The sequence below is a fragment of the Stenotrophomonas sp. VV52 genome (assembly GCF_002893095.1).
Lineage (GTDB): Bacteria > Pseudomonadota > Gammaproteobacteria > Xanthomonadales > Xanthomonadaceae > Stenotrophomonas > Stenotrophomonas aracearum.
In genome coordinates this window covers 100,671-116,635 of sequence record NZ_PKQQ01000006.1, presented here as the reverse complement: position 1 = coordinate 116,635, position 15,965 = coordinate 100,671, and the positions used below count along the sequence as shown (strand labels likewise).

Annotated in this window: 15 protein-coding genes; 5 read left to right on the top strand and 10 right to left on the bottom strand. The window is 68.7% G+C overall.

All coding sequences use genetic code 11. The features are described from left to right. Positions 1-184 precede the first annotated feature (184 nt). The 4 genes from C2U58_RS11615 (at position 185) to sppA (ending at position 5,181) form a co-directional block, all read left to right on the top strand. Positions 185-1,198, top strand: coding sequence for a hypothetical protein (locus C2U58_RS11615; protein WP_102945999.1), 1,014 nt, complete (start codon positions 185-187; stop codon positions 1,196-1,198). Next, positions 1,191-1,757 (top strand): DUF3106 domain-containing protein, encoded by a 567-nt coding sequence (locus tag C2U58_RS11610; protein ID WP_102945998.1) that lies wholly within the window; start codon positions 1,191-1,193, stop codon positions 1,755-1,757. The genes C2U58_RS11615 and C2U58_RS11610 overlap by 8 nt, the downstream gene beginning before the upstream one ends. Positions 1,758-1,829: 72 nt before the next feature. Next, complete coding sequence (locus C2U58_RS11605; protein ID WP_102945997.1) at positions 1,830-3,191, top strand: MATE family efflux transporter; 1,362 nt, start codon at positions 1,830-1,832, stop codon at positions 3,189-3,191. An 85-nt stretch (positions 3,192-3,276) separates the two neighbouring features. After that, positions 3,277-5,181: a signal peptide peptidase SppA gene (gene sppA, locus C2U58_RS11600; protein WP_102945996.1), complete on the top strand. Its 1,905-nt coding sequence runs from the start codon at positions 3,277-3,279 to the stop codon at positions 5,179-5,181. 39 nt (positions 5,182-5,220) lie between these two features. Here sppA and C2U58_RS11595 read toward each other — a convergent pair whose 3' ends face one another. After that, complete coding sequence (locus tag C2U58_RS11595; protein ID WP_102945995.1) at positions 5,221-5,436, bottom strand: hypothetical protein; 216 nt, start codon at positions 5,434-5,436, stop codon at positions 5,221-5,223. Positions 5,437-5,576: 140 nt separating this feature from the next. On the opposite strand from C2U58_RS11595, the gene C2U58_RS11590 reads away from it, so the two are divergent. Further along, the gene (locus C2U58_RS11590; RefSeq protein ID WP_070207606.1) at positions 5,577-6,353 is read left to right on the top strand and encodes an SDR family oxidoreductase; all 777 of its coding nucleotides are present in this window, start codon (positions 5,577-5,579) and stop codon (positions 6,351-6,353) included. A gap of 2 nt (positions 6,354-6,355) precedes the next feature. Here C2U58_RS11590 and C2U58_RS11585 read toward each other — a convergent pair whose 3' ends face one another. The 9 genes from C2U58_RS11585 to C2U58_RS11545 form a co-directional block, all read right to left on the bottom strand. Beyond that, positions 6,356-7,099 carry a DUF4124 domain-containing protein gene (locus tag C2U58_RS11585; protein ID WP_102945994.1) on the bottom strand — a complete coding sequence of 248 codons (744 nt, stop codon included), beginning with the start codon at positions 7,097-7,099 and terminating at the stop codon, positions 6,356-6,358. A 33-nt stretch (positions 7,100-7,132) separates the two neighbouring features. After that, positions 7,133-7,948, bottom strand: a complete 816-nt coding sequence (locus C2U58_RS11580) for a hypothetical protein (RefSeq protein WP_102945993.1) — start codon at positions 7,946-7,948, stop codon at positions 7,133-7,135. A gap of 48 nt (positions 7,949-7,996) precedes the next feature. Beyond that, positions 7,997-8,557, bottom strand: a complete 561-nt coding sequence (locus C2U58_RS11575) for a Sua5/YciO/YrdC/YwlC family protein (RefSeq protein WP_102945992.1) — start codon at positions 8,555-8,557, stop codon at positions 7,997-7,999. Between the two features lie 12 nt (positions 8,558-8,569). Beyond that, the gene (locus C2U58_RS11570) at positions 8,570-11,068 is read right to left on the bottom strand and encodes a DNA topoisomerase I (protein ID WP_102945991.1); all 2,499 of its coding nucleotides are present in this window, start codon (positions 11,066-11,068) and stop codon (positions 8,570-8,572) included. Positions 11,069-11,256: 188 nt separating this feature from the next. After that, the gene (locus tag C2U58_RS11565) at positions 11,257-12,165 is read right to left on the bottom strand and encodes an RDD family protein (RefSeq protein ID WP_102945990.1); all 909 of its coding nucleotides are present in this window, start codon (positions 12,163-12,165) and stop codon (positions 11,257-11,259) included. Between the two features lie 46 nt (positions 12,166-12,211). Next, the gene (locus C2U58_RS11560) at positions 12,212-12,994 is read right to left on the bottom strand and encodes a pilin (protein WP_102945989.1); all 783 of its coding nucleotides are present in this window, start codon (positions 12,992-12,994) and stop codon (positions 12,212-12,214) included. Between the two features lie 39 nt (positions 12,995-13,033). Beyond that, a complete protein-coding gene (locus C2U58_RS11555; protein WP_070207599.1) occupies positions 13,034-13,507 on the bottom strand; it encodes a DUF494 family protein in 474 nt (157 codons plus the stop codon). A gap of 42 nt (positions 13,508-13,549) precedes the next feature. Next, complete coding sequence (gene dprA / locus C2U58_RS11550; RefSeq protein ID WP_102945988.1) at positions 13,550-14,689, bottom strand: DNA-processing protein DprA; 1,140 nt, start codon at positions 14,687-14,689, stop codon at positions 13,550-13,552. A gap of 88 nt (positions 14,690-14,777) precedes the next feature. Beyond that, positions 14,778-15,911 carry a LysM peptidoglycan-binding domain-containing protein gene (locus C2U58_RS11545; RefSeq protein WP_102945987.1) on the bottom strand — a complete coding sequence of 378 codons (1,134 nt, stop codon included), beginning with the start codon at positions 15,909-15,911 and terminating at the stop codon, positions 14,778-14,780. Between the last annotated feature and the right edge of the window lie 54 nt (positions 15,912-15,965).

Genomic DNA, 15,965 nt, shown 5'->3' with positions numbered 1-15,965 from the left:
AACAAAGCTGACACACGGGTGACGCGGGCTTCACCCCCCGGTTTTGTGCCGTTTTTGTTGGTGCTGTGCACAACCTGCGCGGCTGTCAAGCGTTCCCGGCCGTATGTCGCGCCGCCTGCGGCCTGCATCGGCATGCCCGACCGGGGGCGCACTCGCTATCATTCCGGCACTTGATGGAGTTGCTATGACGGCTGTGAACGCCCCTGTTTCATCCAACGCAGCGGGCGCATTGTCCGCGTTCCTGCGAGGCGTTGAACGCCGTGCCCTGGTCGTTGCCGAGCTGCAGTGCGGCGACCCGACCGTTGCCGAACAGGCCTTGGTCGCGGTCATGCGTGCGTTCGCCGGGATCGCCAGCGACGTGCCCATGGCCCAGTGGCCCGACCGGTTCTGGATCCTGCTGGCGCACCGCACCCCGATCCGCGTTCCCGCCGCAGGTGGGCAGTGGGCACCGGAACTGTCGCACCTGCCGCAGCTGGCACCGCCCGCGCGCCTGGCCCTGCTGCTGCGGGTCGGTGGCGGGTTGGACGAGGCCGCCGCCGCACAGATCCTGGACATGCCCGTGGCCGACTACCAGCACGCGCTGGCCGAGGCCTGCCCGCGCGACGCACACGGCCACCCGGATGCCGCCGGCTGGCGCGCGCTGGCCGAGCAGGTACAGCAGCGCCTGCGCGAGATGCCCGCCAGCCGCCTGCAGCAGCTGCATCAGCCGGCCGCCGTGCCCGCACCGGGCAAGGACAAGGGACCGGCCTCCTGGCGCGCGCCCGCGCCTGCAGAGGCCGCCCCCCGCCGCGGCCCTGCCCGTCGCCGTGCCGGCAATCGCCGGCCCGTGTGGCGAGGCCTGCTGATCCTGCTGGTCACCACCGGCGTGCTGCTGGGCGGCGCGGCCTGGTGGAAGCATCGGCCGGCCGCCGTGCCCCCCGAGGCGAGCGTGCCCGACGGTGCGGTGTCCACCGCCGACCCGGTGGCCGTGGAACAGCTGCCGGCCGACGACCTGCCGGTGGCCGCGCCGGCCGACCCCGCGCATGCCGCCAGCGACGCGGCGATGCTGGCCGATCCCGAACTGATGCTGGCCCGCGATGCTGATCTGTATGCCTGGTTCGCGGCCGGCGGTCCGGTGCCCGTCGATGAGTCGCAGCCGCAACCGAACCGCCCCGAACCTGCCGCTGCCGGCCTGGAGACGTCTGCCGCCGATGAATAAGTCGATCCTGCTGCTCCTGATGGCCCTGTCCGCTGGCGCCACTGCCGCGCCCCAGGCACTGCCGCTGCCCACCCCGGTTGCCGCCCCCGTCCCCACCCCGACCACCGCACCGGCGATTCCCGCAACGCCGGCCGCGCTCGATCCGGCCCAGCTGCGCGAGCTGCGCACCCGCTACGCGCAGTGGCAGGCGCTGCCCGAATCCGAACGCACCCGCATCCGCGAGGCCGCGCGCCGCGTGGCCGCGCTGCCGGCGGCGCAGCAGCAGTCGCTGCGCGCGCGCTTCGACGAACAGGACCAGCGCTTCCGAGACGGCTGGCGGTTGGGCCCGCAGCTGGGCCAGCAGTTCCCCAAGCTGCAGGGCCTGTTCGGCTACCTGCCGGTGGAACAGCGCGAACCCGCCCTGCTCGCGCTGCGCCAGCTCAACGACGGCCAGCTGGCCCAGCTCACCCTGATTGCCCAGCGCACGCCGCCGCAGGAGCGCGACCGCGTACGTGACCAGTTCCTGGGCCTGGCGCCGGCCGCCCGTGATGCCTGGCTGCGGGAAAATGTAGTGCGGTAAGCGTAAGATGGCCGCCCGCAACCCGGTGCCTGTGCCCTTCGCGCGCTGCCGTAGTCTGCGGTCTGTGATCCCATGTCTACCGTTACCTCCACGCCGCGCCTCTCCCGGGAAGTGCGTGCCACCGGCCTGCTCGCGCTGCCGCTGGTGCTCGGCCATGTCTCCACCGGCCTGATTTCCTTCGTCGACAACGTCATCGCCGGGCACCACGGCACCCAGACCCTGGCCGCCGTCACCATCGGCACCGCCCTGCTGTGGCTGCCGATGCTGATTCCGATCGGCACCCTGATCTCGCTGACCGCCTCGGTTTCGCAGCTGCACGGCGCCGGCCGCGAGCGCGAGATCGGCCCGCTGTTCCGCCAGGCGCTATGGCTGGCGCTGGGCCTGGGCCTGATCATGTTCACCTTCCTCACGGTGGTGCCGCCGCTGCTGCCGGCGTTCGGCATCGCGCCGGACATCGTGCCCGGCGCAACCGCCTTCCTGCATGCGGTGCGCTGGGGCGGCCCGGCGCTCACCCTGTACTTCTGCATGCGCTACCTCAGCGAAGGCATGCACTGGACGCTGCCCACCATGCTGCTCGGCTTCGGCGGCCTGCTGGTGCTGGCGCCGCTGGGCTACGTGCTGTGCTACGGCAAGCTGGGCTTCCCGGAAATGGGCGCTGAAGGCCTGGGCATCGCCTCGGCCACCATGATGTGGATCCAGGCGCTGTGCTTTGCCGGTTACCTGTGGAAGACCCGCCGCTTCGCCCACCTGGAATTGTTCTCGCACCTGGAGCTGCCGCGTTGGGCGGCGATCTGGGACCTGCTGAGGACCGGCCTGCCGATCGGCATCACGGTGCTGATGGAAGGCGGGTTGTTCATCGTCACCGCGCTGCTGATCGGCCGCCTGGGCGCAACCGAGGCTGCCTCGCACCAGATCGCGATCAACGTGGCGCAGCTGTGCTTCATGATTCCGATGGGCGTGGCCGAAGCCACCACCGTGCGGGTCGGCCATGCGGTGGGCAGCGGCAACGGGCTGGGCGTGCGTCGGGCCTCGATTGCCGGGCTGCTGATCATCCTGGGAACGCAGACGCTTTCGGCGTTGGTGCTGCTGTTCGGGCACGACGCCATCGTCGGCGTGTACACCGCCGACCTGGGCGTGGCCGCGCTCGCCTCGACCCTGCTGCTGTATGCGGCGGCCTTCCAGTTCCCCGACGGCATCCAGGTACTGTCGGCCGGCGCGCTGCGCGGCCTGAAGGACACCCGCGTGCCGATGTTCATCGCCATGTTCTCGTACTGGGGGCTGGGCATGCCGCTCGGCGCCGGGCTCGGCCTGGGCCTGGGCATGGGACCGCAGGGCATGTGGCTGGGCCTGATCCTGGGCCTTACCGCCGCCGCGATCCTGATGGGCTGGCGCCTGCGGGTCAGCAGCCGTCGCGTCGGGACCACCCTGGCCTGACGGCCCCCTTACTTGTGTCCGATGCCGGCCTGTCCGGCAGCGGCTATGCTGGTACCACGGCAAGAAGCCAACTGGAGTTTCCCCCATGAACCAACCCGTGCGTCGCAATCCTGTCGCCAGCTTCTTCATCGGGCTGTGGGATGTGATGAACTTTACCCGCAGGCTGATCCTCAACCTGCTGTTCTTCGGCCTGCTGCTGCTGATCCTCGTCCTGTTCGTGGTGGCGATGGGCAAGGGCGCCAGCAGCAACCGTGCCCTGCAGGACCGCACCTCGCTGGTGATCGCGCCGGAAGGCCGCCTGGTCGAGCAGTTCAGTGCAGACCCGGTCAGCCGTGCGCTCGCCAAGGCCATTGGCGACAACAGCGCCGAGGAAGTGCAGCTGCGCGACCTGATCCGCGCGCTGGATGCGGCACGGGACGACAAGAAGATCGAGCGGGTGGTGCTGCAGCTGGACAAGCTGCAGCCGAGCGGCTTCGCTTCAATGCGTGAAGTGGCGGCGTCGCTGCAGGCCGTGCGCGCGTCGGGCAAGCAGGTGGTGGCCTATGCCGACAACCTGAGCCAGTGGCAGTACCTGCTGGCCGCGCAGGCCGACGAGATCTACCTCGACCCGATGGGCGGGGTGGTGCTGGAAGGCCTTGGCCGTTACCGCCAGTACTTCCGCACCGGGTTGCAGGACAAGCTGGGCGTGGACGTGCACCTGTTCAAGGTGGGCGAGTACAAGTCCGCGGCCGAACCGTACGTGCTGGACGCCGCCTCGCCGCAGGCCAAGGAAGCCGACCTGTTCTGGATGAACGACGTGTGGCAGCGCTACCTGGCCGACATTGCCAAGGCGCGCAAGCTGGACGCCGCGCAGCTGGCGGCCGGCATCGACACGATGCCTGAGGGCATCGCCGCCGCCGGTGGCGACCTGGCCAAGTTCGCCCTGCAGCAGAAGCTGGTGGACGGTCTGAAGACCCGTGAGGAAGTCGAAGACCTGCTGGCCGACCGTGGCGTCGCCGACGAAGACGCCGACGGCGGCTTCCGCAGCGTCAACCTGGACGGCTACCTGGCCCAGCTCGACATGCGCGGTTCACCGGTGGATTCGCGTCCGCAGGTGGCGGTGGTGGTGGCCTCGGGCGAAATCGCCGGCGGCGACCTGCCGGCCGGCCGCGTGGGTGGTGAGTCGACCTCGGCGCTGCTGCGCGAAGCGCGCGACGACGACAACGTCAAGGCGGTGGTGCTGCGCGTGGATTCGCCGGGTGGCGAAGTGTTCGCCTCCGAGCAGATCCGTCGCGAAGTGGTGGCGCTGAAGGCCGCCGGCAAGCCGGTGGTGGTGTCGATGGGCGACCTGGCTGCTTCGGGCGGTTACTGGATCAGCATGAATGCCGACCGCATCTATGCCGACCCGTCGACCATCACCGGTTCGATCGGCATCTTCGGCATGATCCCGAACCTGTCGCGCTCGCTGGACAAGATCGGCGTGCATACCGACGGCGTGGGCACCACCCGCTTCGCCGGTGCCTTCGACATCACCCGTCCGATGGATCCGGCCGTGGGCCAGGTGATCCAGTCGGTGATCAACAAGGGCTACGCCGACTTCACCGGCAAGGTGGCCGATGCGCGCAACAAGCCGGTGGAAGCGGTGGACGAAGTGGCGCGTGGCCGCGTGTGGAGCGGTGCGCAGGCCAAGGAGCGCGGCCTGGTCGACGCCTTCGGTGGCCTGAAGGACGCCATTGCCGATGCCGCCAATCGCGCCAAGCTGGGCGGTCCCGACAAAGTGCGGGTGCGCTACATCGAAAAGGCGGCCACCCCGTTTGCACAGTTCCTGAGCGGCTTTGCCGGCAGCCACGCCGGTGCCTGGATGCTGGGTGAAACCGGCATGGCGCGGATCATGCTGGCCCGCTCGATGCCGGAAGTGGATACGCAGCTGCGCTTCGTTGAAGATGCCGCCCGCGACCCGCGCGGCAGTGCCCCGGTGAAAGCCCTGGCATACTGTTTCTGCGGCTTCTGATACATCGAAAAAACCCGGCGAAAGCCGGGTTTTTTTTATTTAGGGTTCGATGGCGGAGTCATCCGCGGCGCGTGTATCCGGCGCCTTTTCCAGCGTTTCGCGGGCCGCCTTGGCCTTTTCCAGCGGTGCCTGCACGGCGTCGCGCAGGGCGGTGGCCTGCGGTTCGGGGCGCTTGTCGGGATCCGGCGGCACCGGACGGTTGCAGCCGCTCACTACCAGCAGGCCGAGCAGCGGCAGGGCGATACGGATCAACATGGCAACCTCGCGGGCGAGCCCAGGAAATCGTAGTGTCGCACCGCTTTGCCAGCCCGTGTGTGACGGGATGCGCTGCACCCGCATGCGGGCTATCCTGCCCGCACGACTTACGGGGCAGGCCCCCAACGCAGGAGAAGCAGGTGAGCGCGCATCGTTGGCGACTGGATGGACAGACCGCATTGATCACCGGTGCCAGTGCCGGCATCGGCCTGGCGATCGCACACGAACTGCTGGGATTCGGTGCCGACCTGCTGATCGTCGGGCGCGACGCCGATGCGCTGGAAATGGCCCGCGACGAGCTGGCCGACGCGTACCCGGACCGTGAGATCCACGGGCTTGCCGCCGATGTCTCCGACGACGAGGACCGCCGCGAGATCCTCGACTGGGTGGAAGACCACAGCGACGGCCTGCACCTGCTGATCAACAATGCCGGCGGCAACGTCACCAAGGCGGCCACCGAATACACCGAAGACGAATGGCGCGGCATCTTCGAAACCAACCTGTTCTCGGCCTTCGAGCTGTCGCGCTATGCGCACCCGTTGCTGGCGCGCCATGCCGCCTCGGCGATCGTCAACGTGGGCAGCGTGTCGGGCCTCACCCACGTGCGCAGCGGCGCGGTGTATGGCATGACCAAGGCCGCCATGCACCAGATGACGCGCAACCTGGCGGTGGAGTGGGCTGAAGACGGCATCCGGGTCAATGCGGTGGCGCCCTGGTACATCCGCACCCGCCGCACCTCCGGGCCGCTGTCGGACCCGGACTATTACGAGCAGGTCATCGACCGTACCCCGATGCGCCGCATCGGCGAGCCGGAAGAAGTTGCGGCTGCGGTGGGCTTCCTGTGCCTGCCTGCGGCCAGCTATGTCACCGGCGAATGCATCGCGGTGGACGGTGGGTTCCTGCGCTACGGGTTTTAACGTCAACCGGGGACCGCGCAGCTCGACTCGGCCAGCACTGCCTGGAGGCGGGCGCGCTCTGCCGCAGCGGCGGCCGCATTGTCCGGCGAAGCGAACCGCTCGCGCCCGCGTGCATCGCGGAAGCGCTGCTGCCACGCGTTGCAGCGCTGGTCTTCGGGTATCGGCTCGCACGCGTCGCGGATCACCTCGCAGCTGGCGGCATTGACCGGCGTCGCCCCGCCCAGGGCGGTGACCGACAGCAGCTGGCAGTGGGGCGGCGCGGGCTCGCGCTCATGCAGGTAGCGGCCGCCGTCCTGTGCCTGGCACTGGTAGATCTCCGGCAGCGGCGGCTTGTCGGTGTCCGCTGCGGTTGCATCGTCTCCGGGCTTGGGCAGGTTGGCCGTGTCGAGAATCGCGGTCCCGGTGGGCACTTCGTAGGCCTCTGAAATGATGCGCTCGACCGGCCGGGCCTTGCCGGGCACAAAGGCGGGCACCGCAGCGGGCGCGTCGCCCGCCGCCGCTGGCGCGCTGGCCGCGGGTGCCACCGGTGGTGGCGCCGCTGCGGGCGGCGTAATGCTGCTGGACACCGACACCTCGGCGCGCGACGGCGCCGCGTTCATGCGCTGGATGACCTGGTGGCTGCCGGCCGGGCACGGCGTGCCCTGCACGGTGCTGTTGCCATCGGCGTCGGTACAGCGGAACACGATCGCGTCGTCGGCCATTGCCGACGAGGCCACGCACAGCAACAGGAGCCACCAGGGTTTCATCCGCGCAGGATACAACGCACCTGGCCCGCCGCCCTATCGGCAGTCGCGGTCCAGCCGCGCATCCACGCCGCGCTGTTCACGGCTGATCGCGTCGCGTTCGCCCTGCAGCGCGCTGTTGTAACGGCGCACCAGCTCCCAGCGGCGGTCGCTGAGGATCGAACACACTTCGCTGGCCGGCAGGGGATGGCACTGGTCGCGCACCAGCACATTGCCGGCCGGCACCACCACGTCATGGTAGGTGCCGGGGTAGGCCGAACCTTCGGTGTGCCACTGGGTGCTCCCGCTGCCCACGGTGAAACTGCCCCCGCCGCGCGAGCCACCGCCCTGCACGGTCAGCGAACCACCGCTGGAGGTGATCGAACCGCTGCCCATCGGTGCGATAGGTGGAAGGGGACGGGGATCCGGGCGGGGCCCGGGACCTGGACCCGGACCTGGTCCGGGACGAATGCCGCCTGGACCGCGTCCCGGCAACCAGGCGCTGGTCCACACCGGCACCCAGCGCGGATTCCCCTCGCTGGTCTCGCTGGTGTAACGGCTGCCATCGTCGCGGATGCATTCGTACATCGGCTGCGGCGGCTGTACGTGGACGTAGCGCACTTCGCGTTCGGGCGCGGCAGGCGGTGGCGTGGACGGTGTGCTGTCGCTGCGCACGACCCGGGGGGCCGGGTCGCGCGGGCGCTGCATTTCGCGCACTTCCTGGCGGCCGTCACGGCACGGCGCGTCCTGCAGCGACACCGCGCCCTTGCTGCCCACGCAGCGGTACACCCGCACGCTGCTGTCCTGGGCCGCCAGCGGAGCGGCGACAGCGGGCAGCAGGAGGAACAGCCAGAGGGCAGGGGATGGGCGCATGGCCGCAGTGTGCGGCCTTGCCTGTGCACGCGTAAACAACGCCGCGGCTCAGGTGCGCAGCACCTGCCCGGTGAGGGCGTCGCGGATCGGGGTGGGCTGGGCCAGGCCGCCGGTGGCGCCGTCGACCAGGCCGTCCAGCAGGGCCAGCAGCGCGGGATCCAGCTCGGCGCGGGTGCGTGCCGGCGGGTGGCCGGCCAGGTTGGCGCTGGTCGAGACCAGCGGTCCGCCCCAGGCACGGCACAGCGCGGCCACCAGGGGATGTGCGCTGATCCGCACCGCAATGCCGGTGTGGTGGCCGGTGATCCAGCGCGGCGCACGCGTGCCCGCCGGCAGGATCCAGGTGTGCGCGCCGGGCCAGCTGGCCAGCACTTCTGCGCGGCGGTCGGCGGGCAGTTGATTGACCGAAACCCAGCCGTCCAGCTGGGCCAGGTCGGCGGCGACCAGGATCATGCCCTTCTCGACCGGGCGCTGCTTGAGCCGCAGCAGCTTCAACACCGCAGCTTCATTGGCCGGATCGCAGCCCAACCCCCATACGGCTTCAGTGGGGTAGGCGACCACCCCGCCAGCGTGCAGGGTGGGAACAGCCGAATCGACGGTGAGCTCGTTCATGGGCGCAACCGGTCAGGCCTTCTTGGCGACGGCCTTCTTCGTTGCCGCCTTCTTGGCCGCGGCTTTCTTCGCCGTCGCCTTCTTGGCGGCCTTCTTGGCCGGTGCCTTCTTCGCGGCGGCCTTCTTCACCGTCGCCTTTTTGGCAGCCGGTTCTTTCTTCACCGCAGCCTTCTTGGCCACGACCTTCTTGGCGGCCTTCTTGCCGAAGCCCTTGCGCACCGGCTTGCCGGTTTCTTCCATGAGCTGCTGCACTTCGGCCAGGGTCAGCGACGCCGGTTCGCGATCCTTGGGGATCTTGCCGTTCATCTTGCCGTCGCTCAGGTACGGGCCGAAGCGACCGTTCAGGACCTGGATCTCGCTGCCGTCGAATTCCTTGATGATCCGGTTGCGCGCGATCTCTTCCTTCTCTTCGATCAGGAACACGGCGCGGGCCAGATCGATGGTGTAGGGGTCATCTTCCTTCTTCAGCGAGGCGTAGGTGCTGCCGCGCTTGGCGAACGGACCGAAGCGGCCGATGCCGACACTGACGTCTTCGCCCTTGTCCTCACCCAGGGCGCGCGGCATCAGGAACAGTTCCAGCGCGTCTTCCAGGCTGATGGTGTGCATCGACTGGCCGGGGCGCAGCGAGGCGAACTTCGGCTTCTCCTCGGCATCTTCGGCAGTGCTGCCGATCGCCGCGTACGGCCCGAACCGGCCCAGGCGCACGCTGACCGGCTTGCCGGTCTTGGGGTCGGTGCCGAGCTCGCGCGCGCCACTGGCCTCGGCGCGGTCGACCGATTCCTTCTTCTCTTCCACGAGCTTGTTGAACGGGTCCCAGAAACGGGCCATCAACGGGATCCAGTCTTCTTCGCCACGCGAGACCGCGTCGAGCTCGTCCTCGAGCCTGGCGGTGAAGTCGTAGTCCACGTACTGGGTGAAGTGGCTGGACAGGAACTTGGACACCGCGCGGCCGACGTCGGACGGGCGGAAGCTGCGGCCTTCCATTTCCACGTACTTGCGGAACAGCAGGGTCTGGATGATCGACGAATAGGTCGACGGACGGCCGATGCCATACTCTTCCAGCGCCTTGACCAGCGCCGCTTCGGTGAAGCGCGGCGGCGGCTGGGTGAAGTGCTGTTCGGCGAGGATGCGGTCCAGGGGCACGCGGTCGCCCGGCTGCATCGCCGGCAGCTTGCGGCCTTCGTCGTCGTCCTCGGCGCTCTTGCTGTCCTTGCCTTCCTCATAGACCGCGAGGAAGCCGGGCACCACCACGGTGGTGCCGCTGGCGCGGAACACATGCTCGCTGCCGGCCGAGAGGTCGACGCTGACGGTGTTGAGCGTGGCCGGGATCATCTGGCTGGCCACGGCGCGCTTCCAGATCAGCTCGTACAGCTTGCGCTCGTCGTCGGTCAGGTAGCGCGAGACCTGCGCCGGGGTCCGCAGCGCCGAGGTCGGGCGCACCGCTTCGTGCGCTTCCTGGGCGTTCTTGGACTTGGTCTGGTAGGTGTTGGGCTTGTCCGGCAACGCGGCAATGCCGTAGTCGCGGGCGATCACGTCGCGGATCTCGGCCAGTGCGTCCTGCGACAGGCTGACCGAGTCGGTACGCATGTAGGAGATCAGGCCGACCGTGCCTTCGTCGCCGATGGCCACGCCTTCGTACAGCTTCTGCGCCACCTGCATGGTCTTGCGGGTGGTGAAGCCGAGCTTGCGCGAGGCTTCCTGCTGCAGGGTGGAGGTGGTGAACGGGGCGGCCGGGCGGCGCTTGCGCTCCTTGCTGGCCACGTCGGTGACATGCAGCATGCCCTGCGCGGCCTGCTGGATGCGCAGGCGCGCGGCCTCGGCGGTGTCGCCGTCGGTCACGGTGAACTGTTCGAACTTCTGCCCGTCCAGCTTGATCAGGCGGGCATTGAAGTGCTGCGAGGGATGCGCGCAGGCGGCGTCGATGCTCCAGTATTCGCGGGCGATGAAGGCTTCGATCTCTTCCTCGCGCTCGACGATCATGCGCAGCGCCGGGCTCTGCACGCGGCCGGCGGACAGGCCGCGCTGGACCTTGCGCCACAGCACCGGGGACAGGTTGAAGCCGACCAGGTAGTCCAGCGCGCGGCGCGCCTGCTGGGCGTCGACCAGGTCGCTGGCGATGGCGCGCGGCTGGTTCATGGCCTCCTTGATCGCGCGCGGGGTGATCTCGGTGAAGACCACCCGCTGCATCGGCTTGTCCTTGACCAGGCCGCGTTCCTTCAGGATCTCGGCGATATGCCAGCTGATCGCCTCACCTTCGCGGTCCGGGTCGGTGGCCAGGAAGATGTCGTCGGCCCCCTTGGCGGCCTTGGCGATGGCGTCGACATGCTTCTCGTTCTTGTCGATCAGGTCGTAACGCATCGCGAAGTTGTTGTCGGGGTCGACCGCGCCTTCCTTGGGGACCAGGTCGCGCACATGCCCATACGAGGCCAGGACGGTGAAGTCCTTGCCGAGGTATTTGTTGATCGTCTTGGCCTTGGCGGGCGATTCGACGATGAGCAGGTGCTTGGGCATGTCGTTGATTTCTGTGGGCAGCGGCCCGGGGGAGGGCGCTAGGGTGGAGCAAAAGGCCGCATTAGTGAAGGGCAGCCGTCGAATTCCATACGCTGAACGCCCGGTTGTGCGCCGGGCGTTCAGGTTCTGCGCGTGCTAGAGGAATCACGCCGGGGCCGCCCGTGTCAAGCGGCCCGGTGTGAGGAGGGTCAGGACATGGACGAGGCGATGACCCCGAACATGGCGATCACCAGCCCGATGCTGATCACGGTCAGGATGCCGCTGATGACCAGGATCACGATGGTCACGGTGCCCAGGCCGCGCTCCTGGAACTCGGCGTTTTCGGTGAACGCCCACTTGTCCACCACCAGGGTGTCGCACAGCATGTCGTGCAGGGCCTGCTTGCGCTCGGTGAAGGCGGCCATGATGAAGCCGATGAACAGGGTCAGGCTGCTCAGGATGAAGCCGAAATAGCGCCCCACGCCGCGCATGAACGTGATCCGCTCACCGTCGCTGCGCACCACCTTGATGCCCACGGCCATCTTGCCCAGGGTGGCACCGCCGCGCGAGGCATGGAAGCCGGCGTAGTAGCCGATGCCGATCACGAAGCCGCCCAGCATCGCCACCAGGCTCAGCGCCACGGCCAGGGTTTCGTTGCCGCTGGCCGCGCCGATCAGGTTGAAAATGAGGCTGACCGGAATGTTGATGATGCCGACCACGATCGAGTCCAGGAAGTAGGCGGCATAGCGCTTCCAGAAGCCGGCATAGACCACCTCGCCGCCGCTGACCACGGTGGCGCCGTAGCTGCCGGTGGCGCCGGGCGCGGAGTACGGCGAGTAGGTGCCGCCCCCGGTGCCCGGGAGCGGGGCGGTGCCGTTGTCGATGGCGGTGTAGTCCCCGCGCAGGTCGAAACCGCTGCCCAGGTTCTCGGCCGCGCTGGTCAGGTTCTGCAGCTGCAGTTCCTCCACCGCTTCGGACACCGGCTTCCACGCGCCATAGCCTTCGCGCCAGACCAGCGTGGTGAGGCTGATCTCCCCGCGCTGCAAGCGTTGGCGGAGGTCTTCGGCCATCAACGGACCCTGGCGCTCCTGGCCATCGGCGTAATACCACTCAGTCATTGCGTACTTCCCCTTCTGGATTCATCCGTAATCATGAAGTCGCGGCTCAGCCGCGGCACTGCACCGGCACGTACTTGGCGTCGAGATCGCTGCTGCAGGTCCACTCCTGGCTCTGCATGTCGTACTCGAACCACAGCATCTTGCCATCCAGCGCACGCTTGCCGGGCACCGAGAACTCCATTTCGATGCCGCACTTGCCTTCGCCAAAGCGGCCGATCCGCACCGCGCCGACGTAATCGGCGGCGTAGGAGCTCGGGCTCTTGAAGCCGTCGTCGTCGTTGACCGGGCAGCGCTCGGTGTTCAGGGCGAACTCGTTCACCTGGTACTTCAACTGCGACACGATGCCGACCGCATTGGCCACCCGGGCGCGGTGCAGATAGTCGTTATAGGCGGGAATCGCGATGGCGGCGAGGATGCCCATCACCACCAGGAACCCGACGCCCACCACCAGGCCGATGACCAGGCAGCCGGAGGTCTTCTTCGGCGGCGGTGCGGCACGCACGTAGGACGGCGCCGGGCCCGGCACGGCGGCGTGCGGCGAAGACGAAGGGGGGGGCGAGGGCGAATCGAATCCGGGAATGCGCGGCGGGCTGGGCACGACCGGCTCCAGCGGGGGTCCACCCAGGTCCGGTCCGGCCATGGGCGGCGGTGCGATCACCAGGCCCAGCTCGTCGGCCACGCTGCGCAGGGGCTGCCACTGTGGCAGCCCGTCACGCCAGACGAGGGAGTCCAGCGCGACTTCGCCGGACGTGTACTTCTCAACCAACTCTTCAGATGTCAGCGGACCACGCTGCTGACGATTCCCTTCTGCATAGAACCACTGGCTCACTTTCCATTCCCCTGAATGCGCGAAGCACCCAGTGTACGGTCAGTGAAGGGGTTCCGGCTCGTCCACGAACATCTGGGTTTCCATCCAGGCGTAGGCGGCTTCGGCGCCAGGCTGGTTGAACAGCACCATCAGCACCACCCATTTCAGGTCGTCCAGGTCCAGGTCGTCCTGGTCCAGGGCCATGGCGCGGTCGAGCACCAGCTCGCGCTGGTTGGCGTCCAGGATGCCGTGCTGTTCCAGGAACATCAGGAACCCGCGGCCTTCCACGTCGAGCTTGTCCAGCTCCGGGCCATGGAAAATGCGGACCGGACCGTCGACCCGGGCCACGCTCACGGCGGGGCGCTGCTCGGCGAGGGCGTCGAGCCAGTCGAAGGCCTTGTTGATCTCGGTGGGGCTGAAGCCGGCCTGTATCAGGCTGTTCTGGAGGGTATCGCGGTCGCGGACGATGTCCGCGTCTTCGCTGAAGTAGTGTTCAAACAGGTACAGCAGGACGTCCAGAATGCTCTCTTTCATTGCCCCTCGGCCTGCGTCAACGACGCTGTGGAGGTGAAGAAACTAGGGTTTTCGACAGTAGCGGCCATGGGTGGCAACCACCTTTCCATCCAGTTCCATGATCAGCAGCATGGCCGACAGCTGCGTCGCCGTCAATCCGCTGCGCTCGATCAATGAATCCATACCCGTTGGGTTTTCATCCAGCACTTTCCACAAGCGCTGGTAGTCGGGTGGAAGAGCGGGGGAGGGGGTGGGCACCGTGGGCCGTGCCTGTTCAGTGGGGGCTGCCAGGCGGGAACGCAAGGCCTGGCCCAGTTGCGCCGCCGCCCCGCAGAGGCCGGCCACCACCTCTGCCGGCGTTTCGACCAGCTGGGCGCCATCGCGGATCAGCCGGTGGCAGCCCCGGGCCCGGGGGTTGCGCACCGAACCGGGCAGGGCGAACACCTCGCGCCCGGCCTCGGCGGCCAGGCGTGCGGTGATCAGCGCCCCCGAGCGCAGCGCGGCTTCGATGACCAGCGTGCCCAACGACAGCCCGGCCACGATCCGGTTGCGGGCGGGGAACTGCCCGGGCCGCGCTGCCGTCCCCGGCGGGTACTCGCTGACCACCGCGCCGCGCTCGGCAATGCAGGCCTGCAGGGCGGTGTTGCGCGGCGGGAAGGCCAGGTCCAGGCCGGTGGCCACCACCGCGACGGTGCGCCCGTCGGGGACCTCCAATGCGCCTCGGTGGGCGCGCGCATCGACCCCGGCGGCCAGCCCGCTGACCACCGCCAGGCCGCTGCGGGCCAGGGCGGTGGCAAATTCCGCCGCCAACTCCCCGCCGGTGGGGGATGGGGTACGGCTGCCCACCACGGCCACGCCCGGATGCCACAGCGCCGCCGGGTCGCCGTGGATGAAAAGGGCGAGCGGCGCGGTCTCCAGTTCGCCGAGCAGGGGCGGATAGTCGGGATCGCCGGCCGGCAGCAGGTGCCGGCCGGGCTGTTCCAGCCAGCGCAGCCCACGGGCAAGCGCCTCGCGCTCGGGCAGGGCCAGCCGGGCCCGCTGTTCGGCACTGCATCCGGCGGCGCGCCATGCCGCCGGGCCGCTGCGTAGGGCGTCGGCGGGTGTTTCGAAGCGCGTGAGGAGGGTGCGGCGCGGAGCGATCGCGCCGCCGGCTAGGACCAGGCGCAGCAGCGCCTCGGTGGAACAGGGGGGCGTCTGGGGCATCGGGTCAGGCTAGCCCGCAGACGACGACGGCGCCCTCGGGCGCCGTCGCGTTGGTGCGTCAGAATGTGCCCCGACCAGCGGTCGGTGCCTACTGCGCGTCGGGATGCTTGGCCGAGTAACCGACCAGCACCGGCTTCACGCCCTGCATCACCAGTGCATAGCTGACCTTGTCGAAGGTGCGGAACACCATCGCGTGGGCGGCGTACTCATCCGGCAGCGAAACGCGGCCGGCACCGTCGGTCAGCGAGTCGTCCATCCTCGAGGAGCCCGGGTACTTCATGCGGTGCGCCACATGCCGCCCCTGGCGCCACAGCGAGACCACGGTGCCGTTGTCGATGCCGTTGGCACTGCCGGCCGAGATCGCGATGACATCGCGCGGGCCGCCGGCCAGGTACATGTCCGTCACCGCCAGCACGCGCATGTCCAGGCCTTCGGTCTGGGCAGCCGGGACGTGCGGGACGAACTGCAGGTCGTACGGCGTGGCTTCCACCGGCACCAGGCGGTCGCCAGCGCGGACTTCACGCCCGTCGACCCGGCCCTGCAGCGCCAGCGTGGCCACGTCCGAGCGGCCGTCCGGCAGCTTGGTCACGGTGCCCACGTTCAGCTGGCCCAGCTCGTAGCCCAGCATCTCGTGGCGCTTGCTCGGCGCGGCCACGAAGTTCGCCCACAGGTTGCCGCTGCCGGGGGTGACCTTGCCATTGGCGGTCAGGTCCTCGGTCGGCTTGGGCAGCGAGTAGCGCACGGTCGGGCGGACCACGGCCCAGCGCTGGCCCACCTGGGCGCCCTCCAGGCCATGCACGTAAGCCACCTGGCCGGTCGTGGCGCGCAGGCGGTTGTCTTCCAGGCCGACCACGTACGGCAGCGAGTCGATCTCGTCGACCACGCTGAGCTGCTTCAGGAAGGGCTCGATCTGGCTCAGCGGGATCGCGTCGATCGGCGCTTCCTGGCGCGGGCCCGGCTGGGCCACGACGCGGTCCAGGTAGGCCAAGCTCAGCACGTCGCCCGGGTAGATCAGGTGCGGGTTCTTGACCTGCGGGTTGGCCTGCCAGATTTCCGGCCACAACCACGGCTTTTTAAGGAAGCGCGCGGAAATATCCCACAAGGTATCGCCCTTCTGGACGACATAGGTTTCCGGGTGCCCGCCATTCACTTCAACGGCGGTAGCATAGGTAGCGACGGTCAGCATCGCGACGGCGACGACCGTACGTGTCTTTTCAAACATAGGTGTGGTGCCTGATTCCCCAACAGGTTCGAGCACTATAGTCCAGAAACCGGG